The following is a 22,433-nucleotide window of genomic DNA, read 5'->3' on the forward strand; positions in this document are numbered from 1 at the left end:
ATTCAGGCAGGATAAGTTTCAGTAGGTCTAGATAATTGTCCAAAGCTTTGTTTTAAAAAACAAAAATCAGAATTCTATTTCAATTCACACACAACTTTTGAGAATGATCCGAAGTAAGTCCTGTTCCCGCTACTAAGTAAGAAGACTTCACTATAAATGTGAGGTCTTTTATTTCTTCAATTTAAACATCTTTATTACATCTAATAATCTAGATTAACTTATATTTCAAAATGGTATATTTAATTTATACAATATTCAGCTTTATTAAATGAAGTAACTATGAAATTAAATAAAGGGCAGTATTCATTAGATATATTGGGTGATGATTTTCAACAAACCACCCTAGCATTAGAGGATGATTATGAAGGGGAAGTAGTTGCTACTATAATTCGCAAGAAATCGCTTGTACAGTCTTCTAAAGCTGTCTTATATATTCACGGCTTTAATGATTACTTCTTTCAAAGTGAAATGGCAAATCACTTTAATAGTGAAGGGTTTAATTTCTATGCGCTAGATTTAAGAAAGTACGGTCGTTCGTTTTTGAGTCACCAAAAGTTAAATAATGTACGCTCCCTTGAGGAGTATGACGAGGAGATAAATAAAACTTTGCAGCTTATTCATTTAGAAGAAAATAATAAGGTGGTTTTATTGGGGCACTCTACAGGTGGTTTGATAGTAACTAACTATGCCGGAAGGCATTTAAACAGTAGCTTGTTTCACTGTGTAATCTGCAACAGTCCCTTTTATGAGTTTAATCTTAAGTCATTTGAAAGAAAAATAGGTATACCTATTCTATCATTTTTAGGGAAGTATATTCCCAATAATAAAATTTCCAGTGGTCTTTCTAAGTTTTACGGTTATAGTTTACATAAAGATATGTTTGGTGAATGGAGCTACAACTTAAACTGGAAACCTCACGAAATACCTAAGGTAGGTTTAAGTTTTATTAGAGCTATACACAATGGCCATAAAAATATTCAGAACCACCTAAAATTGAATGTACCTTTGCTAGTGATGCATAGCGATAAAACTATTTATGAAAAAAAATGGACGGAAAATTTTATGCATGGGGATGCTGTGTTAAATGTACAACACATCGAATATTATGCTAAGAAGATTAAAGGTGACGTTACAACACACACGATAAATAACGGAATGCACGATTTATTCCTTTCTAAAATACCTGTAAGAAAGCTTGCGTACAAAACTTTATTTGATTGGCTTAAAAAGAAGATAGATTAAAAAAAGAAGATCATCTATATAGATGATCCTCTAGAATTTGGGGGATAATATGTGTCAATTACTTTAGTATTCTTATTTTAATTACTTATAAATATTTGAAAATTAAGTTATTGTAGCTAGAATTTTCATTAGAAATTTAAAAAACTTTAATATAGTGTTTAATTTTTAATTAATCCTTAAAAACTTCTTAATATCCTAATATGTCCAAGATTTTCTTTTTAACCTTTTCAGTTGAAGGAATCATTGTCTCTTCAAGTGTTGAGTTTAAAGGAATTGCTGGCATATTTTCTGAACCAATTAGCATTACTGGTGCATCTAAATATTGAAAGCATTCTTCTTGTATTCTTCCTTGAAGTCCTCTACTGAATCCATTTTCTGATGGTTCTTCTGTTACAACTAGACATTTTCCACATTTTTTGACCGATTTAAAAACTGTTTCATAATCTAATGGGTGAAGGGTTCTAAGGTCTACAACTTCAATTTTATCCTGCATTTCAAGTTCCTCAGAAGCATTCATTGCCCAATGCACTCCCATTCCATAAGTTATTATTGAAAGAGTTTCTTCATCTTCTTGCTTCCATATTTCTTGTAAAACCCAAGCTTTTCCAAATGGTAAAATATAATCTTCTGCAGGTAACACCGAAGTAGCTCCTTTTGTTCCTTTCACTTTACTCCAATAAAGCCCTTTGTGTTCAAAAATTACAACAGGGTTTGGATCGTAATAAGCCGCTTTTAAAAGACCTTTAAGATCTGCTCCATTACTTGGGTAGGCTATTTTTAATCCACGGATATTTGTAACAATACTTTCTACTGAAGATGAATGATAAGGCCCACCACTACCATAAGCTCCAATTGGAACACGTAATACCATTGAAACGGGCCATTTTCCTTCCGAAAGGTAACAACTTCGGCTTACTTCAGTAAATAACTGATTTAGTCCAGGCCAAATATAATCGGCAAACTGAACTTCAACGAACGGTTTTAAACCTACGGCACTCATTCCAACTGTACTTCCCACTATAAAAGCTTCTTGAATAGGAGTGTTAAAAACGCGGTTGTCGCCAAACTTTTCAGCTAAAGTAGCAGCTTCACGGAAAACTCCTCCCAATCGCCTTCCCACGTCTTGGCCATATAACAAGGATTCTGGATGCTTGCGCATAATTTCCTCAATGGCAGATAGAGCACAATCCACCATCACTACATTTTCGGCACCTTTCGGGCTTCTATCTCCAACTTCTTCGGTTATTTCGGTTGGTGCAAAATCGTGAGTAAATAAATCTTCCGGTTTTGGGTCTTCTGCTTTAAAAGCTTTTTCTAATGCCTTTTTGACTTCGTTTTTAACTTCGCTCTCTATCTCGTCTAATTCTTTTTGTTTAAAACCATTATCCCGCAATAGTTTTACCATTTTCGGATATGGATCACGAGTTCTAGCTTCGTCTAAATCGTCACGATAAAATTCCATTCTAACACCTGAAGTATGGTGATTTAATAATGGGACTTTTGCGTGTACTAAAAATGGTCTGCGCTCAGTTCTTATTTTTGAAATTACATCTTGAAGTGTGTTGTAGCTTTCTTCAAAATCAGTTCCATCAATAGTTACCGCCTCTAGTCCATTAAAACCTTTTGCATACTCATAAGCATTTTGAGCTCTTGTTTCAGCTGCGTTTGCTGAAATATCCCAGCCATTGTCCTGAACCAAGTAAAGTATGGGTAGCTTCTTTAAAACAGCCATTTGAAAGGCTTCAGCAACTTCGCCTTCAGTAACAGAAGCGTCGCCTAAACTACAAATTACAATCGGGGCATCTAATTCCGAATCCTGAGTTTTGAATTCTGAATTAAAGGATTCTTTATACCAAAAGCCTAAAGCTACCCCAGTGGCAGGTATGGCTTGCATTCCTGTAGCAGAACTCTGATGAGGAATTTTAGGCTTATCGTCGTCTTTTAAGCTTGGATGAGAGTAATAAGTTCGCCCACCTGAAAAAGGATCGTCTTTTTTAGCTAAAACCTGAAGCATTAACTCATAAGGTGTCATTCCAATAGAAAGCAAGATTGAATCATCCCTGTAGTATGGAAAAACATAATCTTGCGGTAAGAGTTGCATCCCTGCAGCTATTTGTATCACCTCGTGACCACGCGAAGTTGCATGAACGTATTTTGAAACTGTCTTAAAGTTCTCCTCATAAATCTCAGTCATTCCTTTTGCAGTAACGAGAGTTTTAAAGGCTTTTTTAAGGGTTTCTTTATTTATTTTATTAACCATCGATTCACGATTTTAAAATTGTTCTGAGACTTAACAAGTTTTAAAAACTGTTAGCTCTAATTTTTAAATTAATTCTTTCTTTTATCTTTTCTTTGTCATTTTGAAGGGTGTTTTTTACTCGCGATAATCCCTGTCAAAATGCTTGACGCTAGCTTGTTTAAATAGTCTTGACTACAATTCTCTATTTATATCAAACTTCTCCATATAGTCAGCAATTCTTCTCAAAAATGAACCAGCTAAATATCCATCAACTATTCTATGGTCGAATGAAAGTGACAGGTACATCATATGGCGAATTTCAATAGTATCTCCCGATTCTCTTTCCATTACCTCAGCGCGCTTTTTTATAATTCCTGTAGCCAAAATTGCTGCTTCGGGTTGGTTAATTATTGGTGTACCCATTAAACTACCAAAAGTTCCAACATTACTAATAGTAAAAGTACTTCCTTTAGTGTCGTCACCTTTTAACTTATTGTCACGGGCTTTCCCTGCTAATTCGTTCGTGGCTTCGGCTAACTCTTTTAGGCTTTTTTTGTCAGCATTTTTTACCACGGGAACAATTAAGTTACCTGTAGGTAGGGCAGTTGCCATTCCAATATTTATATCCTCTTTCACAATTACATTTTTTCCATCTAAAGATGAATTTATCATCGGGAAATCGGTAATTGCTTTGGCTACACATTCAATAAATAATGGGGTGAATGTAAGCTTTTCATTGTATTTTTTCTGAAATGGAATTTTGTTTTCATTTCGCCACTTTACCATTTCGGTAAGATCGGCTTCCACGTAAGCAGTAACGTGTGGAGATGTATGTTTAGAAAAAACCATATGGTCGGCAATCATTTGACGCATACGATCCATTTCTACTATTTTCCCTTTGCCTTTGTCAAATTTTAAATCTGGCACTTGAAACCCTGTAGGCTCTGAAATAGGTTGTGCAAACTTAAACGGACGTCCGCTTGCAATATACTCTGTAACATCACTCTTACGTAAGCGACCATCTTTTCCGGTTCCAGGAATTCGTGCTAACTCTTCATAGCTAATATGATGCTTTCTGGCAATGCTATCAATCAAAGGTGAAATGAATAGGTTTTCATTTACTTTAAATGATTTTGCTGGTGAACTTTGACTAGGCTTCGCAATTTTTTCTTTTGAAGCTGAACTAGTACTACTACGCTGAGAAACCTTATTTTTTGAAGGTGATGATGAAGTTTTTGAATCTGATTTTTCTAATCCTTCACTATCTGAAAGTTCTAAAATAGCTATAACTTCTCCGATTGGAACTACATCTCCATTGCTGAATTTTTGTTCAATTAACTTTCCTGAAGCTACTGCAGGGACTTCATTATCCACTTTATCTGTAGCTACTTCTAAAAGTACATCTCCTTCTTCAAAAGACTCACCAACGTTTACGTGCCATTCTATGATGGTTCCTTCGGTAATGCTTTCGCCCATTTTGGGCATTCTAAATTCCTGCTTAGGCATATTTTATTTTTTAAGAATTTCGTAAGTCAATGATACGGTTTAATTTTCCTCCTTCACTTTTAGGAATTGCCCCATAACAATTTAAGGTCACCTTAATACTCAATCCTACTTTATCTTTTATATTTTTTTTCAATTGATTAGACATAGAAGCTAATGCTGAGTTCCTTAAAACCTCATCTTCTTTGAATCCACTCTCTAAACCTAACTTAATTTGAAAGTCTGAGTTGGTTTCAACTTTAACCTCTACTTGATCTGCTAAACCATTTTTGGTGACAATTAGCTGATAGTTTGGTGCTAATTCTTTATACTCCTTAAAAATTTCTTCAATTTGAGTGTGAAATAAATTTACACCTCTAATAATAAGCATATCATCTGACCGACCTTTAATTTGTCCCATTTTAATATGAGTTCTAGACGTGCTATGGTCGTAAGACAGACTGCAAATATCATTTGTCCAATACCTTAAAAAAGGCATGGCTTCTTTTGTAAGAGTGGTAAACACTAACACACCTTCTTCTCCATAAGGAAGAGGTTCACCTGTATCCTTATCTACAATTTCAGGAAAGAAATGATCTTCCCAAACATAACTTCCTGTACCTTGCTCATTATAGGCTTCCTGTGAAACTCCAGGACCTATAATTTCACTCAGACCATAAATATTAGTTGCTTTTACTCCTAATGAGGCTTCTATGTCACTTCTTATAGCTTCTGTCCAAGGTTCAGCTCCTAAAATAGCATATTTTAAATTAAGGTCGGATATTTTTAAGTTCCTTTTTTCTAATTCAAAAGCAATGGTTTGGGCATAAGAAGGGGTGCAGCAAATTACTTCAGGCTGAAAATCTTGTAATAAGGTAATTTGTCTATCAGTCATTCCAACTGAAACAGGTACTACGGACATTCCTAACTTTTCTGCTCCATAGTGAATTCCGATCCCGCCAGTAAATAAGCCATAACCATAGCTATTATGCATTTTCATTCCAGGCTTTGCACCTCCAGCAGCCAAAGAGCGAGCTACAACTTCTGAGAAAATATCTAAGTCGTTTTTTGTATAAGCTACCACTGTAGGTTTTCCTGTAGTACCACTTGAGCAATGAATACGCGCTAATTGGTTTTCAGGTACAGTTAAAAATCCAAAAGGATACTGATCTCTTAAATCTGTTTTTTTGGTGAAAGGAAGCTTGTGGATATCATTAATCGATTTTATTGATGACACATCAATTCCTGATTCATCAAAAAGATTTTTATAAAACGGAACGGTTTTATATACTCGGTTTACGAGATTCACTAGACGTTCACTTTGTAGCTTCCTAAGCTTTTCAAGAGGAAGTGTTTCTATTTCTTTATTATACATTATTATTTTTTTCTAAAGTCTTGAAGTGTTTTATAAAAATCCTCTTGTACAGGTCTGTTTTTTGGGATTTCGCGTAATGGTTCAACTTCCTTTAAACTTTCGTGACAATCAGTTGGTAATTGTTGATACAATCTTGTTCCCGCTGTTTTCCATACAATCATATCATCTGATATATCTTTAATGGCTTTAGCTGGATTTCCTACAATCAATTTTCTTTTGGGAAATTTTTCTTCAGCTTTCACAAAACTCATTGCACCAACAATACATTCATCGCCAATTTCAGCATCATCCATAATAACGCTATTCATCCCAATCAAGCAATTCCTGCCTAAATTAGCGCCGTGAATAACTGCGCCGTGGCCTACATGAGCGCCTTCTTTTAAAACAATACTCTTACCCGGAAACATATGAACTGTACAGTTTTCTTGTACATTCACTCCGTCTTCCAAGATTATCTCTCCCCAGTCCCCACGAATTGCAGCGCCCGGTCCAATATAGCAGTTTTTTCCAATAATTACATTCCCAGTTACAGCGGCCAGTGGATGAACAAAACTAGATTCGTGAATTACTGGAATGTGGCCTTTGAATGAATAGATCATAATTTAGTTTTTAGAGAATAGTAGGTAGAGAGTAGTGGATTATATAGCGTTTTTATTGTTTAGGTATTTCATTAAAGCTGTGAGCATCTTAATTATTTCTACCAATATTTCTCGATTCTTCTCACTTTGCTCAAAAGAGATATAGTTTCTAAGTAGTGCTTTAGTAGTTACCGCTACACACTCTCTTGAGCTATCTCTTGCAATTCTTAAATAGTTTAAAAAACTTGCATCCGAACTGCCTGAGCCTTCTGCAATATTAAAGGCTATTGAGTCTGCCGCACGAGCAAATTGAGCAGATAATCGATAGTCTTCAATTTTAGGAAAAGTGGAAACTTGAGAATGTACAATTTCACCAAACTCAATGGCTTTTTGGTACACGATCAAATCTTCAAATTTAAAATGAAATTCACTTTCCATAATTCATTCTATCCACTAACTACTACCAACTACAAACTATTATTTAAATCTCTTCAGTGTTTCTTTCGTGAAATCGCTTAGGACTAATCTTCCTGAAATTACTGCTCTTTCAGCTAAAAGTTCATCCCAATCTTCGGTTCCGCTCCAAAAAACTTTTTTCATTTCTTTCATTGCCTCAGGGTTATACTTGCAAAGGTTTTCAGCAAATTTTTGAACACCTTCATCCATTTCTTCAGTAGAGTCGTAAACTTGATTGTATAATCCTTTTTGTTTAGCCCATTCGGCGTCGTAAAAAGAATTTGCGTCAATGGCTATTTGACTAAACCCACTTGTTCCTAATTTTCTTTCTACAGCTGGACCAACTACAAATGGGCCGATACCAACGTTAAGTTCACTCAATTTAATTGCAGCAAATTTTGTTGCCATACAATAATCCGTTGCCGATGCAACGCCAACGCCACCACCAACAGTCTTTCCTTGAATTCTTCCTATGATAAACTTTGGACATTTGCGCATTGCATTAATCACATTGGCGAAACCACTAAAAAATATTTTTCCTGTACCTGCATCGTTGATGCTGATTAATTCATTGAAACTTGCACCTGCACAAAAAGTTCTATCGCCACCACTTTTTAATATGATAACTTTCACCTTATCATCATTCCCGACTTCGGTAATAGTATTTGCAAGTTTTGCCAATAAATCACCTGGTAAGCTGTTATGTGCTGGGTGAAAAAATTCGATGGTTGCAATTTCGTTTTGAGTGCTGTGTTTTACGTATGCTTCATTCATATTATTTCGCTTTTTATGCGGATTTTCGTTTGGTTACAATTTATTTAAAATAAAAGACATTTCCATTTCAAATGATCTTTTTAACCATTCAAAAGGCTTGCAAAAACTATGGTCTTTTCTAGCTCTACAAAATAAATCAACTTTTTATAAATTTAATGCCTAATTGAGCTTTAATGACGTAGATTTTAATCAAACATTTGGAAATATTTTCAAAAAACATATTTGATCTACTTTTTTAAAATACGTCACCTTAAAATGCTCAGCACTTATATCTTTGCTAAAAAATTCTATGCTTAAGAAGCTTAAGATCGATTCGTTTGTAATTGCAATTGTAGTTAGCATTATTCTTGCCTACTTTTTTCCACAACTTGCAGTATCAAGCAGCCCTATACCAATGGGATTGATTAGTAGTATTGGAATTTCTTTTATTTTCTTTTTTTATGGCTTGAGTCTGAATTCTGAAGCGATTAAAAATGGGCTGAAAAACTGGAAATTACACCTTACCGTTCAGAGTTCTACATTTATTCTATTTCCACTTTTAATACTGCCGTTTTACCCGCTTTTTAAAAATACAGATTATGAGCTTCTCTGGTTGGCCTTTTTATTTATGGCAGCATTGCCATCTACTGTATCTTCTTCGGTTGTGATGGTGTCTATGGCTAAAGGAAATTTACCTGCAGCAATTTTTAATGCAAGCATATCTGGAATTATCGGGATAGTTTTAACACCGCTGTGGATGATGCCATTTATAAGTCAAACAGATGTAGCTTTCGATTTTTCTTCAATTTATATTCAGTTGATTACTGAAATTTTAATTCCATTAATACTGGGACTTTTACTTCGTAAGTTTTTCGGAGCTTGGGCACAACGGCATAAAAGACAGCTGAGCTTATTCGATAAGTTTGTGATTTTGCTGATAATATATAAAAGCTTCGTCCAATCTTTTGAAGATGAAATTTTTTCAAGCGTAAGTGTTTTAGAAATGGGGGTAATGGTAGCCTTGGTATTACTTCTGTTTTATATTGTGTATTCCCTAACAGGGTGGTTTGGGAAACTGCTTAACTTCAATCACGCCGACAGAATTACAAATCAATTTTGTGGAACTAAAAAATCTTTAGTCCACGGAACTGTATTTTCGGAAGCACTTTTTGGGCAGACTAGTATAATTGGAATAGTACTTTTACCGCTGATGTTCTATCACGCGTTTCAGATATTAATTATTAGTGTAATCGCAACTAAGAAAGGTAAAGAAAAAACTGCAGAAGATTAGAAACGAAAAGGGATTCATTTTACCTAAATTTATCCTAAAGCTCATATAGACAGTTAAGTAAATTTTGTAGTTTTCATAAAAATTACAAATTATGAGCCTACTTCCCGATCAATACGACAAGTATATCCGTTTCTTTAAATTTATGATGAAGTATTGGAATAGCGATGTCTTTTCCTATACCGAAGAAAAGATGGCCGATTCTGAGTCTGAAATTGAATCGGAAAACTTCGACCATTCGCCTGAAGAACTTGCGGAAGACTTAAAAAGTATGGGGCCTACTTATGTTAAGCTCGGCCAACTTCTTTCAACCCGTCCAGACTTATTACCCCCTCCATTTTTAGACGCCTTAGCGACACTTCAGGATGATGTTGAGATTGTAGATTATCAAGAGGTCGAAACAATATTTAAAGAAGAGTTAGGAGTACGTATTTCCAAAGCATTCGCATCTTTCGAAAAAGAACCTTTGGCAAGTGCTTCTATTGGTCAAGTTCATCGTGCTGTCCTTCACTCAGGAAAAATTGTTGCCGTAAAAGTACAACGTCCAGGAATTCGGAAGCGATTTATTGAGGATTTAGATACATTGATGTCTATTTCGGAAAAGCTTGAAACTTATAGTGAAATGGGACGTAATTATGCCATTCACAGTGTAATTGAAGAACTTCGATATGTATTGTTGAAGGAGCTAGACTATACATTGGAAGCTCAAAATTTGGCTACATTAAAAAAGAATCTAGTTGAATTTGAACATATGTTCATTCCTGCTCCAATATTGGATTATTGCTCTTCCAAGGTGCTTACAATGGAATTTGTAGAAGGAGGGAAAATCACAAAGGTTTCACCTTTAAAACGTCTCGACATTTCTTTTGAACCTTTGGTGGATGAATTGGTAAAAAGCTATTTAAAACAAATTATAGTAGATGGATTTGCTCACGCCGATCCACATCCGGGAAATGTTTATTTAACGCCAGAAAATAAAATTGCGCTTATGGACTTGGGAATGGTAGCCAAGTTCAGCAATGAAATGCAAGAAATCATTTTAAAATTGATGATTGGCTTGAGTAATTACGATGGTTCTCGGGTTGCAGATATACTTTTAAGTATAAGCGAATACGATGAAAAGAAGGATGTATCCAATTTCAAAAAAGATGTAATTCGCAAAATTCAGGAAAATGAGAATGCTCGGGCCAAAGATTTACAAACGGGTAGGGTCTTGATAAAAATGAACCAAATGGCTGCAAAAGAAGGCATTCATATTCCCGTAGAACTGAATATTCTAGGAAAGATTCTACTCAATCTGGACCAAATTGTGGCATATCTGGCACCCAAATACGATGTGCAGCAAACCGTAAAAGATTATGTTCAGCTTTTGATGCAGCAGCGAATGAAGGAGAATTTAAAACCAGAAAATTTAATGGAGGTATTTCTGGAAATGAAAGAGCTAACAGAAAATTTGCCTTATCGATTAAATAAATTCTCAGAACTTCTAGCGGATAATAGGTTGAAAATTAAAGTTGATGCTATTGATGAACAGCGATTTACGGGTGCATTTCAAAAAGTGGCCAATCGAATTACAGCCGGACTTATCATCGCAGCTTTAATTATTGGAGCAGCGATGTTGGTGAGAGTTCCTAGTTCATGGACAATTGCGGGTTATCCAGGATTTGCATTCATACTGTTTGTGATTGCTGCGATTATTGGACTTTATCTACTATATGAAATTCTACTAAAAGACGAGAGTAAAAAAGAAAAGTAGATGTTTCTAAATTTAAAATGGTCCCTTAAAACTAAGAGACCATTTTAAATTTAATAGAATATATCTAGATAATTAAATCAACCCAAACTGTTCAAAATGGTGGTTTAGGTGTTTTCTTTCCAGTAGGTAAGATTCATATTTATTCAATTCACCGAAAACCATATTTTTTAGCACAGCATCAGGGTTTTCTTTGAAAAAAGCAGTGTATTGTTCTCTTGCTTCAAAAAATTTCTCCTTAGCAGTTGCTAAATCCGAATGTTTTAAATCTTCCAGCTCTCCCTTTTTCATAGTAGGGAATTGTGAGTTTTGAGGGAACTTTTCATAATTATAAAGACTGTTTCTTACTTTCTCTACAATCTTTTCAGGAGTTACAATTTCAAAATCTTGAATTTGCCCTCCAAGAACTTTATACGATTCTTCTAAATGCTCCAGCATATGTTGAGGTGTCATAATACCCCATTTAGGCTTATCATTCTCAGTTAATTTGTTTACTAATTCCTGAATTTTCTCTTCAGTCATTTCAACAAAAACCTCTTGTTTCTTTTGAACCATCGTTAAAATTGTCGCTACTGCAACTAATTCATCTTCGGCGTCAAAAACTTCAACAAACCACTTTACTATACCACTTGGATGTTCTGCAGAAGCTACATCGCGATCAACTTTTTGCTTACACGTTAGTCGAACATAGATAGTATCATTATGGTATAACGGACGAAGGAATCTACAATCTTCTAGTCCATAGTTTGCAGCTACTGGACCTTTATTAGGATAAACAAATAGTCCTGCTGCTGCTGCAATAATGAAGTAACCGTGAGCTGTTCGTTTTTCGAAAATACTTCCGTCTAGCGAAGTGATATCTGTATGAGCATAAAAATGATCCCAAGTAAGATTCGCAAAGCTTATAATGTCTGAATCTGTAAGTGTTCGCTTGTGAGTTTTAAGCGACATACCTGGTTTTATGTCTTCCCAGTGATATGCAAAAGGATGTTTATCTGCTTCCTTGTAATCTGCATTTGCTTGGTATATTCCTGTAATTTCAGTTAATGTAGTTGGAGAACCTTGAATGGCTGTACGTTGTAAATAATGTTTAATACCTCGCATTCCGCCCATTTCTTCACCTCCACCAGCACGTCCTGGACCACCGTGAACTAAACTTGGTAGTGGTGAACCGTGTCCTGTACTTTCCTTAGCGCTTTCACGATTTATCACTAAAATTCTACCGTGATGTGAAGCAGCATTGACTACGTAATCTTTTGCAATTTTATTATCATTGGTAGCGATAGAAGAAACCAAGGAACCTTTCCCCATTTGAGCTAAGGTAATAGCTTCATCTAAGTTCTTATAAGGCATGATAGTACTAACAGGTCCAAATGCCTCTGTTTCGTGAACAGATAAGTTTTTAAAAGGATTGTCTTCACGAAGTACAATTGGAGCTAAGAATGCACCTTTTTTAGCATCAGCACCAATTACGTCAATTTTATCTAAGTCGCCATAAACTATACTTGCTGTTTTTGACAACTCTTGAACGCGTTCACGAACTTCTTGTACTTGGTCTAAACTTACCAAGGAGCCCATTCTTACTTCTTTTAGTCGTGGGTCGCCAATAGTTACTTTTGAAAGTGCTTTTCCAAGTGCTATTTGTACATCTTCAACTAAGTTTTCGGGAACAATAACACGACGAATAGCAGTACATTTTTGACCACATTTTACGGTCATTTCATTGCGTACTTCTTTTATAAAAAGGTCGAATTCTGGGGTTCCAGGAATGGCATCTTCTCCTAAAGTTGAAGCGTTTAACGAATCGGCTTCCATTGTAAAAGGAACTGCTTCCTCGATAATTCTAGGATGTGCTTTTAACATACGTCCAGTAGATGCGGAACCTGTAAATGTAACAACATCCTGCGATTCCACGGTGTCTAATATAGTTCTTGCAGATCCTGTGATAAGTTGTAGAGCGCCTTCAGGAAGTATTCCAGAAGCAATAATTTCTCGAACAACTGCTTCTGTTAAGAATGAAGTATTGGTTGCAGGCTTAACTACAGCAGGTACACCTGCCATCCAGTTTACCGCACACTTTTCTAACATTCCCCAAACTGGGAAGTTAAAAGCATTAATGTGTACTGCAACTCCACGTTTTGGCACCATAATATGATGCGCCATAAAGCGTCCGCCACGAGAAAGATCTATTGGGTCTCCTTCAACGTGATAAGATTGATTAGGGAAAAGTTTTCTAAGAGAAGCATTAGCGAATAAGTTTCCAAATCCTCCTTCAATATCTATCCAGCTATCAATCTTTGTAGCTCCAGTTCTATAGCTTATTTCATAAAAATCGGTTTTCTTTTTTACGAGGTGAAGTGCTAAGGATTTTAGCATATTTCCACGCTCTTGAAAAGTCATTTTACGAAGTACTTCTCCACCTTTTGTTCTTCCGTAATGAAGAATTTCACCAAAATCAAGTCCTTCAGTATCTGAAAGGGCAATTACTTCACCGGTAATGGCGTCGTGCATAGGAACACCTTCACCTTTACCTTGAATCCATTGTCCTGTAACGTAATTATGTAATTTTTTCATTATACTTTTTTTAAGTAATTCACTTTTTAAGTGAAAAACAATTTTTTAAACTCGCTCGATTACCGCAGCATAACCTTGCCCAACTCCAATACACATCGTAACCAAGGCGTATCTCTTGTTTTGTTCTTTTAATTCTAAGGCTGCTGAATAAGTAGTTCTAGCTCCTGTTACTCCAAGTGGGTGGCCAATGGCAATTGCACCTCCATTTGGGTTTAATCTTGGGTCATCATCTTTCAATCCCCATGCTCGAGTACAAGCTAATGCTTGCGCAGCAAAAGCTTCGTTTAGCTCGATAATATCCATATCATCCATAGTTAATCCTGCTTTTTCTAAAGCCTTGTTAGAAGCTTCAACAGGACCAATACCCATAATTCTTGGTTCAACTCCAACCACAGCAGAACTTACGATTCTTGCTATTGGTTTAAGATTGTATTTTTTTACAGCGTTTTCTGATGCAATAATTGTTGCCGCTGCGCCATCATTTAATCCTGATGAATTTCCTGCTGTTACACTACCTCCTTCTTTTTTGAAAGCTGGACGTAGTTTTCCTAAAACTTCTAATGAGGTTGTAGGCTTTATGAATTCATCTTTTGAAAATAATATTGGATCTTTTTTGCGTTGTGGAATTTCAACGGTAACAATCTCTTTTGCTAATCTTCCATTTTCCTGTGCTTTAGTAGCTTTCTGCTGGCTCCAAAGTGCAAATTTATCTTGGTCTTCTCTTGAGATATTATACATCTCTACAAGATTTTCAGCGGTATTTCCCATACCATCAGTACCGTATTGTTCTTGCATTTTTGGATTGATAAAACGCCATCCAAAACTTGAATCGTACATTTTAGAATCGTTTCCAAAAGCACTTGAAGGTTTAGCAATTACGTATGGCCCACGCGTCATATTTTCTACTCCTCCAGCAATAAATAAATCGCCATCTCCAGCTTTTATTGCTCTGTTTGCGTGAATAATTGCAGACAAACCTGAACTGCAAAGTCTATTAACCGTTTCGCCAGGTACGGTGAAAGGTAATCCCGCTAAAAGCGATGACATTCTAGCGACGTTTCGATTGTCTTCTCCCGCTTGATTTGCGCATCCCATGATAACATCGTCATAAGCATCGCTAGGTATATTTGGGTTTCTTTTTACTACTTCTTTAATCACGATAGCGCCTAAATCGTCTGTGCGAACAGCAGATAAGGTTCCTTTGTAATTTCCTATTGGCGTTCTAATTCCGTCAATTATATATGCTTCCATTAAAGTTTTTGAATGTTAATTTAATAATTCTGCAAAGGTGTCTCCTTGTCTTACATCTCCAGTTTTAAACCCTTTCATAAACCAAGTCATACGTTGCTCTGAGGTTCCGTGTGTAAAACTATCTGGAATAACATCTCCACGTGTTCTTTTTTGAATGGCGTCATCACCTACAGCATTTGCTGCGCTTAGGGCTTCTTCTATGTCACCTTCTTCCAAGTATTTTTGGTTGTAGTGAGCCCAAACCCCGGCATAGAAATCAGCTTGTAGCTCTAAAGCAACCGAAAGTCTGTTGGCTTGTGCTTGACCTGCCTGACGTTGTAATTGTGTTACTTTACCAGAAGTTCCAAGTAAAGTTTGAACGTGATGTCCGATTTCGTGTGCAGTTACATAAGCGATGGCAAAGTCACCACCTTTTGCTCCAAAACGAGATTTTAATTCATTAAAGAACACTAAATCCATATAAACTTTTTGATCTGCAGGACAGTAAAATGGTCCTGAAGCTGAGCTAGCATTTCCACACCCTGTTCTAACTGCATCTGTAAAAAGTACCATTTTAGGCTCCTGATAATTACCTAAGTTATTCTCGTTAAAAATTTGTCGCCAAGCATCTTCAGTATCAGCCAAGACTGTAGCCATAAAGTCGCCCATTTCCTTTTCTTGAGCAGTAAGTTCTCTTTGTTCAACTTGTTGTGAAGTTCGACTGTTTCCAATCTGCTCAACAATCGGGGCGAGTTGTTTGCCTGTGTCGCCTCCAAAAAAGTTTAGGGCCAAAACGATTATAGTAACAACTATACCACCACCAGCAGCCATTTTGCCCTTGCTCATTCCACGTCGGTCTTCAAGATTACCGCTCTTTCTTCTACCTTTCCATTTCATAATTACAAGCTTATTAAATTGTTTTTTTAAATTGTTTGTTTAATATAAAGTACCCTAATAACCCACCGATAATAGAAGCAATAAAGATACCTATTTTAGCTTGCGTTTTAAACTCTTCATGAGTGAATGCCAATTGCGTAATAAACAGTGACATTGTAAATCCGATAGAAGCTAATAAAGCTAAACCGGTAAGACTTTTCAAGGTCATTAATTTAGGGAATGAAGCAATGTTCAATTTTACTGCCAGCCAGCTAAAACCAACAATTCCAACAACTTTTCCAACTAACAATCCTAATCCAACTCCAATGGCTACATTGGTGCTAAATAACTTATCTATTTCAATATTAAATACGGTTACACCCGCATTTGCAAGGGCAAATATTGGAAGTATAATAAAGTTTACGAAAGGAGTCATTGCGTGCTCTAACCTTTGAAGCGGTGGGATTGCTTTTTTGGTGTCTAGGCTAACGCGTTCAAGTATATGTAATTGTTTATTAGTTAACGTTGGAATTAAATCGTCTGGATCGGTGTTTTTAAATCTAAATAAATGCTTTTTAATTCTTGAAATATAAATAGTCTCTTTAATTCTTACGTTGGCAGGAATCATAAAAGCAGCTAATACTGCTGCAATAGTAGCGTGAATACCTGATAAAATAAATGCAGTCCATACACCCACAATACCTATTAAAGCATAGTAGATGATGCTTCGTACGCCCATTCTATTTCCTATAAACATCATTAATAAAAATGCAAAACCAATAGCAAGATTTAAGAATGAGATATTGGATGTATAGAAAAATGCAATTACTAAAACAGCACCTAAATCATCGACAATGGCTAGGGCAGTTAAAAATACTTTTATAGCTAAGGGGACTCTGTTTCCTAGAAGATATAATACTCCTAACGCTAGTGCAATATCAGTAGCCATCGGGATTCCCCATCCACTGTGAACTTCACCTGTTGGGTTTAAGGCTAGATATATAGCAGCAGGGACTAGCATACCCCCAATTGCTGCAGCAATAGGAAGCATTGCCTTTCGAACATTAGACAGCTCACCAGCAACTATCTCTCTTTTAAGTTCGAGACCTACCACAAAAAAGAAAATGGCCATTAAACCATCGTTAATCCATTCAGAAATACTATATTCTAGGTAAGGGCTCCCGTCAAAATAAAAACCAAATTCGTGTTCGAAAAATTGATGATATTGCTCGTGAATTGGTGAATTAGCAAGTATAAAGGCAATAATTATACTTACCCCCAAAACAAGGGCGCCAGATTTTTCTTCTTGCATTAATTTTGCAAAAGGTCTTTTTATTCTATCAATAGGATATTTCTTTAATTTCATTAGATTTTGGTTTTCGAAAATTTTATCAAAACTATTTAATGCGTTTTATTAAATGGTTAAGTTTTTATTAAAAAATGATAAACTTTTTAGTCTATAAAAGAAGCGCTAACCTCGCTTTACTCTTGTCTTTCTAAATAATTCAATATTGGATATTTTCTTGTCAAATTTAGTGTTGAAATTCGAAAAAATTAACCGATTTTAAACAAAAAAAACAATTGTAAATTATAGAATACTATTCTTATCAAGAGCAGTATTTTCTAAAATATTAAGAAATAAAGGAACTGCAAAGAAAATATAAAAATATTCTACTCTTCAGTCCATTCTTTTGAAGTTCTATAGCCAACTCCTTTAAAAAGTGCAACTAACTCTTCTTCTCGTTTAACTTCAACAATATAAAATGCTAGTTTATTTTTCGTTCTCTCAATTACCGATTCTGCAATTATGTAATCTCCTTCTTCTAAGGCTTCAATATGATTAATGGAAGTTTCGATAGATACAGCATATTTACCTTGAGAGTTTGCTGCAAAGCCAAAGGCAGTATCTGCTAAAGAAAATGAAATTCCTCCGTGAGCTTTACCCATACTATTTAGCATATCTTTTCTAATACGCATACCAAGTTTGGCAAACCCTTTTTTAAGTTCTAAAATTTCAATCCCAAGCCAAGAGCTAAAAGGATCCAGAGAAAGCATTTTACTAGGGATGTCTTCAGGATTCATTTTTGAACCAAAGGAATTATTATCTTTTTCAATCATATATTAGATTAAAATGAAACTAGCTAGATTTAATACAAAAATAGAACATTAAATATAGACATTTGTAAAATCTTATTATTTATGAAGATTAAGTAATTTTAACCTCAATTATCTTTTCCTTTTTTCTTTTAAACAACTATACTTTCACTTTACAAAACAGCGATATATGGCATCTCCAATTTCTTTGGCAATAAAACTTAAACCTACTGCTGAAAAGTTAGTTAAACAGGGGCATCCTTGGATATTTTCAGAAAGTATTGAAAAAATTAATAAACCAGGAAAAGCTGGAGATGTTGCTATACTTTTCGATCAGAGGAATAATAAAGTGTTTGGAATTGGACTTTACGACCCAGATTCTCCAATTCGAATAAAAATGATTCATTTAGGAGGTGGTGCAAAAATTAATGAAGAGTTTTTTCAGAAGAAAATTTTTGAAGCGTACGAAGTTCGTAAACCGTTATTAGAAACTGATACAAATGCTTATCGTTTAATTTTTGGAGAAAATGATGGGCTTCCAGGTCTTATAGTGGATATCTATAATAATGTAGGAGTTGTAAAACTGTATTCGCCTATTTGGTTGCCATATCTTAAAATGCTAGTACCTGCTATTGCTGAAGCAAGTCAAGTGGAAAGTTTGGTACTTCGCCTAAGTAGAAACCTTCAAAAAATGAAAATTTCTTTTAAAGAAGGTGATGTACTTTATGGCAATTTTGATAATCATACGGTAACATTCAAGGAGTATGGAGTGAACTTTCAAGCGGATCTTTTACTAGGACATAAAACAGGTTTTTTTCTTGATCACAGAGCAAATCGACATAGAGTGGGGCAGCTTGCTAAAGGCAAGACCGTACTTGATGTGTTTTCATATGCTGGTGGTTTTTCGGTCCACGCTTTGGCTGGTGGAGCGAAAGAAGTTACAAGTTTAGATTTCAGTAAACAGGCATTAGAATTAGCACAACAGAATGCAAATTTAAATAATCACGACGGCAAACATTTTACTTTAGCTGGGGATGCTTTTGAGCTTTTAAACGATATGGTTAAGCACAAAAAGCAGTTTGATATTGTGATAATCGATCCGCCTTCTTTTGCAAAAAGTAAAAAGGAAATTGATGTCGCTAAAAAGAAATATGCCGAATTAACTACTCTCGGAATTCAATTAACAAGAAAAAACGGATTGTTGTTGTTAGCTTCATGTTCTTCTAGAATTAATGCCGATGAGTTTTTAGATATTCATCGTGATGAATTTGACCGTTTAAAAGTTACGTGCCAATTAGAAGAATTTACGCAACACGATATCGATCACCCGATTGGTTTTGATGAAGGGGCTTATCTAAAGTCTGGATACTATAGAATATCCTAGAACTTTTTGCATAGCGGAAAAAACTATAATTTTAAGTTTCGCTACTTTGAAAACTTCTTAAGTTTTAAGAAATAATTGTATGTTAGTCTTTTTTTAATCGCATTTGAATGGATTCTTAAACCATTTATTTGTTTTTACTCAAAGATATGAATACAACTAACGAGACCACTTCAGAACAAAAAGGATTTGTAACCAAGCTACTAGATTCAGTTGAGCGAATAGGAAATAAACTTCCCGATCCTGCCATCTTATTTTTTGTCTTGATGCTCCTAATTTGGGTGCTATCGGCAATCTTTTCAACTTTAGAATTTTCAGAAATAGACCCTTCTACAGGTTCTGCAATTCAGATTCACAACTTACTTACAAGTGCCGCATTGGCTAAATTTCTTTCAAGTATGGTAACTGTGTTTACCAGTTTTGCTCCTTTAGGGATTGTTCTTGTAGCAATGTTAGGAGTAGGAGTAGCGGAGCATTCTGGATTTATAAATGCAGGTTTAAAATCGATGTTGCGAATTACACCAAAAGCACTTTTAACCCCAATGTTGATTTTAGTTGCTATAGTCTCTCACACAGCAACCGATGCGGGATATGTATTAGTTATTCCTTTAGGTGGAATTATTTTTTATGCCGCTGGTCGTCATCCTATTGCAGGAATTGCTGCTGCTTTCGCAGGCGTATCAGGTGGGTTTAGTGCAAATTTTGTCCCTTCGGGTATTGATCCATTATTACAAGGGTTCACACAATCTGCCGCTAGAATTATAGACCCTGCTATTCAGTTAAACCCATTAAATAACTGGTATTTTACCTCAGCTTCAACGATACTTATAGTTTTAATAGGTTGGTATATTACAGATAAAATAGTTGAACCTCGACTAAAAAAAGTTCCTGTAGTTGTTGAAGAAGGAGAAGAGGTTAATATGGGTTCTTTGGATAAACAGGAGAAAAAGGCATTTTACGCGGCTTGTTTAGCAATGATATTAGGTTTAATAGGATTGTTTTTATGGGCTTATCCTGCAGATTCAGCACTACGTGACCCGAAAGGTGAAATCACTTCCTTTTCAGCGCCATTAATGCAATCGATAGTGCCGTTAATTTTTATCATATTTTTAATTCCAGGTGTGGTATATGGAATGATGTCTAAAACCTTTAAAACGAGTAAAGATATTATTGAGAGTATGACCAAATCTATGAGCGGAATGAGTTATTACATTGTAATGGCCTTTTTCTGTGCATTGTTTATTGATGCTTTTGCTAAATCTAATCTCGGGGCTTTATTAGCATTAAAAGGAGCTTCAGGGCTTCAATCATTAAATCTACCTGCTCAAATCACCATTGTGGGAATTATTATTCTCACAGGATTTGTAAATATATTTATCGGGTCGGCCTCAGCTAAATGGGCTCTTATTGCACCTGTAATGGTGCCTATGCTAATGCAGTTAGGAATATCGCCAGATCTAACTCAGGCTTCATATAGAGTAGGGGATTCGGTATCTAACATTATCACCCCGTTAATGCCTTACTTCCCATTGGTAGTTGTTTATTGCCAGAAATATGTAAAGGGTACAGGTATTGGCACATTAGTTTCAACCATGGTGCCGTACTCAATTGCATTCTTCGTTTTTTGGACCATTTTCCTATTAGTTTATTGGGCATTAGGAATTCCTCTTGGATTGCAAGCTAGCTATGAGTATATAGCATCGTAACGTTTAAATTAAAAAGCCTTCCATAAATTTGGAAGGCTTTTTTAATCTGTTTGAAAACGAAGTAAGCTTAATTGTCTTTTTCTTCGCTTTGAATTTTAGAAGCTACTTTTTCTACTTCTTCCATAACACGAAGTAGGTTTTCACCCCAAAGTTTTGCGATGTCTTCTTCGCTATAACCGCGTTTTACTAATTCTAAAGTAACATTAAAAGTTTCTGAAGCATCTCTCCAACCATAAACTCCACCGCCACCATCAAAATCAGAGCTGATTCCTACGTAATCGATTCCTAAAAGTTTTACCATATAGTCTATATGATCTACAAAATCTTTCACATCAACTGGAGGTGCGATTGGATTAATTTCTTTTTCAATACGTGGTTTTGCTGTTGCCTGTAGTTTTCTGTATTTATCTAGATATACTTCCGCTTCGGCTTCATCTAACTCTCTATATTGAGGCCAGCTTAGGATTTTCAAATCCATTTCTTTAGCAATCTCATCCAAAATTTTTCGAGATGCGGCTTTGTGAATAGAATCTTTTTTAGAGTTGATATAACTAGCAAAAGCTACAGCTTGAACTACACCACCATTTTCTTTTATCGCTAAAAGCTCATCATCCCAAAGATTTCTACTTACATCATTTAATGCACGAGCAGAAGAATGTGAAGCTATTACAGGTGCCTTTGAAAGTGCTAAAGTTTCTTTGTTTGAACCTGTTGATGGATGCGAAACATCAATCATTATTCCTAAACGGTTAAGTTCGGCAACAGCTTCTTTCCCTAACTCACTTAGATTGTTTTTATAAAGCCAAACGTTGTCTTCTTCTCCTGTGTTTGAATCTGCTAATTGATTATGCCCATTGTGAGCTAACGATAAGTAACGTGCTCCACGGTCGTAAAACTCTTGAAGTTTAGAAATGTCTTCCCCCATAGGGTAACCGTTTTCTATCCCGATAAGAGCGATTTTTTTGCCCGATTTTGCAATTCGACGTACATCTTCTACTGAAGTTGCAAGTTCTATTTTGTCTGAAGCGTATTCTTTAGTTAAACGATGAATAGCATTAAACTTAGCATCGGCATTTTCATATGCTTTTTTATAGCCCTCTGTTGTTAAGTCACCTTGTCCTGTATATACAATTAAGAACACAGCATCTAAACCACCTTTATCCATTTTAGGTAAATCTACTTGAACTGGAAGTTCTTGGGTGTAGTTTTTTTCTGCGGTGAAATTTCGAACATCAAAATCCACGTGAGTATCAATGGTTATTACATTGTCGTGAATTCTTTTTGCTTTTTCTAATACTGTTTCAGAAGTTTTATTGCCTTCTTCTTTTTTCTCTTCTTTCTTGTTTCCACAAGATCCAAGAATAAAAGATAAAGCTAAAAGTAAATAAGTAAACTTCTTCATATTT

The 22,433-nt window shown here is 35.5% G+C and carries 17 protein-coding genes; 5 read left to right on the top strand and 12 right to left on the bottom strand.

The annotated features are described in order from the left end of the window. Positions 1-279: 279 nt before the first annotated feature. Entirely contained in the window at positions 280-1,242 is a 963-nt protein-coding gene (locus FHP04_RS13220) for an alpha/beta hydrolase (protein ID WP_139856615.1), read from the top strand. Positions 1,243-1,429: 187 nt separating this feature from the next. Here FHP04_RS13220 and FHP04_RS13225 read toward each other — a convergent pair whose 3' ends face one another. The 6 genes from FHP04_RS13225 to FHP04_RS13250 form a co-directional block, all read right to left on the bottom strand. Continuing rightward, a complete protein-coding gene (locus FHP04_RS13225; protein ID WP_139856616.1) occupies positions 1,430-3,502 on the bottom strand; it encodes an alpha-ketoacid dehydrogenase subunit alpha/beta in 2,073 nt (690 codons plus the stop codon). A 171-nt stretch (positions 3,503-3,673) separates the two neighbouring features. After that, the gene (locus tag FHP04_RS13230; protein WP_246051437.1) at positions 3,674-4,987 is read right to left on the bottom strand and encodes a dihydrolipoamide acetyltransferase family protein; all 1,314 of its coding nucleotides are present in this window, start codon (positions 4,985-4,987) and stop codon (positions 3,674-3,676) included. 10 nt (positions 4,988-4,997) lie between these two features. Then, on the bottom strand, positions 4,998-6,338 hold the full coding sequence (locus tag FHP04_RS13235; RefSeq protein ID WP_139856617.1) for a phenylacetate--CoA ligase family protein: 1,341 nt from the start codon (positions 6,336-6,338) through the stop codon (positions 4,998-5,000). A gap of 2 nt (positions 6,339-6,340) precedes the next feature. After that, positions 6,341-6,937 (bottom strand): acyltransferase, encoded by a 597-nt coding sequence (locus FHP04_RS13240; RefSeq protein WP_139856618.1) that lies wholly within the window; start codon positions 6,935-6,937, stop codon positions 6,341-6,343. 39 nt (positions 6,938-6,976) lie between these two features. Further along, positions 6,977-7,354 (bottom strand): four helix bundle protein, encoded by a 378-nt coding sequence (locus tag FHP04_RS13245; protein WP_139856619.1) that lies wholly within the window; start codon positions 7,352-7,354, stop codon positions 6,977-6,979. Positions 7,355-7,393: 39 nt separating this feature from the next. After that, a complete protein-coding gene (locus FHP04_RS13250) occupies positions 7,394-8,146 on the bottom strand; it encodes an enoyl-CoA hydratase/isomerase family protein (RefSeq protein ID WP_139856620.1) in 753 nt (250 codons plus the stop codon). Positions 8,147-8,435: 289 nt separating this feature from the next. On the opposite strand from FHP04_RS13250, the gene FHP04_RS13255 reads away from it, so the two are divergent. Further along, positions 8,436-9,416: a bile acid:sodium symporter family protein gene (locus FHP04_RS13255; protein WP_139856621.1), complete on the top strand. Its 981-nt coding sequence runs from the start codon at positions 8,436-8,438 to the stop codon at positions 9,414-9,416. A 91-nt stretch (positions 9,417-9,507) separates the two neighbouring features. Then, positions 9,508-11,169, top strand: coding sequence for an ABC1 kinase family protein (locus FHP04_RS13260; RefSeq protein ID WP_139856622.1), 1,662 nt, complete (start codon positions 9,508-9,510; stop codon positions 11,167-11,169). A 72-nt stretch (positions 11,170-11,241) separates the two neighbouring features. Here FHP04_RS13260 and paaZ read toward each other — a convergent pair whose 3' ends face one another. The 5 genes from paaZ to FHP04_RS13285 all read right to left on the bottom strand — a co-directional run bounded on the left by paaZ (position 11,242) and on the right by FHP04_RS13285 (position 17,928). Beyond that, the gene (gene paaZ / locus FHP04_RS13265; RefSeq protein ID WP_139856623.1) at positions 11,242-13,740 is read right to left on the bottom strand and encodes a phenylacetic acid degradation bifunctional protein PaaZ; all 2,499 of its coding nucleotides are present in this window, start codon (positions 13,738-13,740) and stop codon (positions 11,242-11,244) included. A 45-nt stretch (positions 13,741-13,785) separates the two neighbouring features. Further along, the gene (gene pcaF / locus FHP04_RS13270; RefSeq protein ID WP_139856624.1) at positions 13,786-14,991 is read right to left on the bottom strand and encodes a 3-oxoadipyl-CoA thiolase; all 1,206 of its coding nucleotides are present in this window, start codon (positions 14,989-14,991) and stop codon (positions 13,786-13,788) included. Positions 14,992-15,006: 15 nt separating this feature from the next. Beyond that, positions 15,007-15,867: a KPN_02809 family neutral zinc metallopeptidase gene (gene ypfJ / locus FHP04_RS13275; RefSeq protein WP_139856625.1), complete on the bottom strand. Its 861-nt coding sequence runs from the start codon at positions 15,865-15,867 to the stop codon at positions 15,007-15,009. 13 nt (positions 15,868-15,880) lie between these two features. Further along, entirely contained in the window at positions 15,881-17,212 is a 1,332-nt protein-coding gene (nhaA, locus tag FHP04_RS13280) for a Na+/H+ antiporter NhaA (RefSeq protein WP_139856626.1), read from the bottom strand. 305 nt (positions 17,213-17,517) lie between these two features. Further along, positions 17,518-17,928 (bottom strand): PaaI family thioesterase, encoded by a 411-nt coding sequence (locus tag FHP04_RS13285; RefSeq protein WP_139856642.1) that lies wholly within the window; start codon positions 17,926-17,928, stop codon positions 17,518-17,520. Between the two features lie 202 nt (positions 17,929-18,130). Between FHP04_RS13285 and FHP04_RS13290 the strand changes: the two genes are divergently transcribed. Both FHP04_RS13290 and FHP04_RS13295 read left to right on the top strand, forming a co-directional pair. After that, positions 18,131-19,324 carry a class I SAM-dependent rRNA methyltransferase gene (locus tag FHP04_RS13290; protein WP_139856627.1) on the top strand — a complete coding sequence of 398 codons (1,194 nt, stop codon included), beginning with the start codon at positions 18,131-18,133 and terminating at the stop codon, positions 19,322-19,324. A gap of 146 nt (positions 19,325-19,470) precedes the next feature. Beyond that, positions 19,471-21,027: an AbgT family transporter gene (locus FHP04_RS13295; RefSeq protein WP_139856628.1), complete on the top strand. Its 1,557-nt coding sequence runs from the start codon at positions 19,471-19,473 to the stop codon at positions 21,025-21,027. A gap of 67 nt (positions 21,028-21,094) precedes the next feature. On the opposite strand, the gene FHP04_RS13300 is transcribed toward FHP04_RS13295, so the two are convergent. Then, a complete protein-coding gene (locus FHP04_RS13300) occupies positions 21,095-22,429 on the bottom strand; it encodes a dipeptidase (RefSeq protein WP_139856629.1) in 1,335 nt (444 codons plus the stop codon). Positions 22,430-22,433 lie beyond the last annotated feature (4 nt).

Origin of the sequence: Aequorivita sinensis, from assembly GCF_006346335.1 — a bacterium.
In the GTDB taxonomy this organism is placed as follows: Bacteria; Bacteroidota; Bacteroidia; order Flavobacteriales; family Flavobacteriaceae; genus Aequorivita; species Aequorivita sinensis.

Excerpts from the sequence above, each read along its gene's own strand:
- FHP04_RS13220 (WP_139856615.1), top strand. The coding sequence starts at position 280 with ATGAAATTAAATAAAGGGCAGTATTCATTAGATATATTGGGTGATGAT.
- FHP04_RS13225 (WP_139856616.1), bottom strand. The coding sequence starts at position 3,502 with ATGGTTAATAAAATAAATAAAGAAACCCTTAAAAAAGCCTTTAAAACT.
- FHP04_RS13230 (WP_246051437.1), bottom strand. The coding sequence starts at position 4,987 with ATGCCTAAGCAGGAATTTAGAATGCCCAAAATGGGCGAAAGCATTACC.
- FHP04_RS13235 (WP_139856617.1), bottom strand. The coding sequence starts at position 6,338 with ATGTATAATAAAGAAATAGAAACACTTCCTCTTGAAAAGCTTAGGAAG.
- FHP04_RS13240 (WP_139856618.1), bottom strand. The coding sequence starts at position 6,937 with ATGATCTATTCATTCAAAGGCCACATTCCAGTAATTCACGAATCTAGT.
- FHP04_RS13245 (WP_139856619.1), bottom strand. The coding sequence starts at position 7,354 with ATGGAAAGTGAATTTCATTTTAAATTTGAAGATTTGATCGTGTACCAA.
- FHP04_RS13250 (WP_139856620.1), bottom strand. The coding sequence starts at position 8,146 with ATGAATGAAGCATACGTAAAACACAGCACTCAAAACGAAATTGCAACC.
- FHP04_RS13255 (WP_139856621.1), top strand. The coding sequence starts at position 8,436 with ATGCTTAAGAAGCTTAAGATCGATTCGTTTGTAATTGCAATTGTAGTT.
- FHP04_RS13260 (WP_139856622.1), top strand. The coding sequence starts at position 9,508 with ATGAGCCTACTTCCCGATCAATACGACAAGTATATCCGTTTCTTTAAA.
- paaZ (WP_139856623.1), bottom strand. The coding sequence starts at position 13,740 with ATGAAAAAATTACATAATTACGTTACAGGACAATGGATTCAAGGTAAA.
- pcaF (WP_139856624.1), bottom strand. The coding sequence starts at position 14,991 with ATGGAAGCATATATAATTGACGGAATTAGAACGCCAATAGGAAATTAC.
- ypfJ (WP_139856625.1), bottom strand. The coding sequence starts at position 15,867 with ATGAAATGGAAAGGTAGAAGAAAGAGCGGTAATCTTGAAGACCGACGT.
- nhaA (WP_139856626.1), bottom strand. The coding sequence starts at position 17,212 with ATGAAATTAAAGAAATATCCTATTGATAGAATAAAAAGACCTTTTGCA.
- FHP04_RS13285 (WP_139856642.1), bottom strand. The coding sequence starts at position 17,928 with ATGAATCCTGAAGACATCCCTAGTAAAATGCTTTCTCTGGATCCTTTT.
- FHP04_RS13290 (WP_139856627.1), top strand. The coding sequence starts at position 18,131 with ATGGCATCTCCAATTTCTTTGGCAATAAAACTTAAACCTACTGCTGAA.
- FHP04_RS13295 (WP_139856628.1), top strand. The coding sequence starts at position 19,471 with ATGAATACAACTAACGAGACCACTTCAGAACAAAAAGGATTTGTAACC.
- FHP04_RS13300 (WP_139856629.1), bottom strand. The coding sequence starts at position 22,429 with ATGAAGAAGTTTACTTATTTACTTTTAGCTTTATCTTTTATTCTTGGA.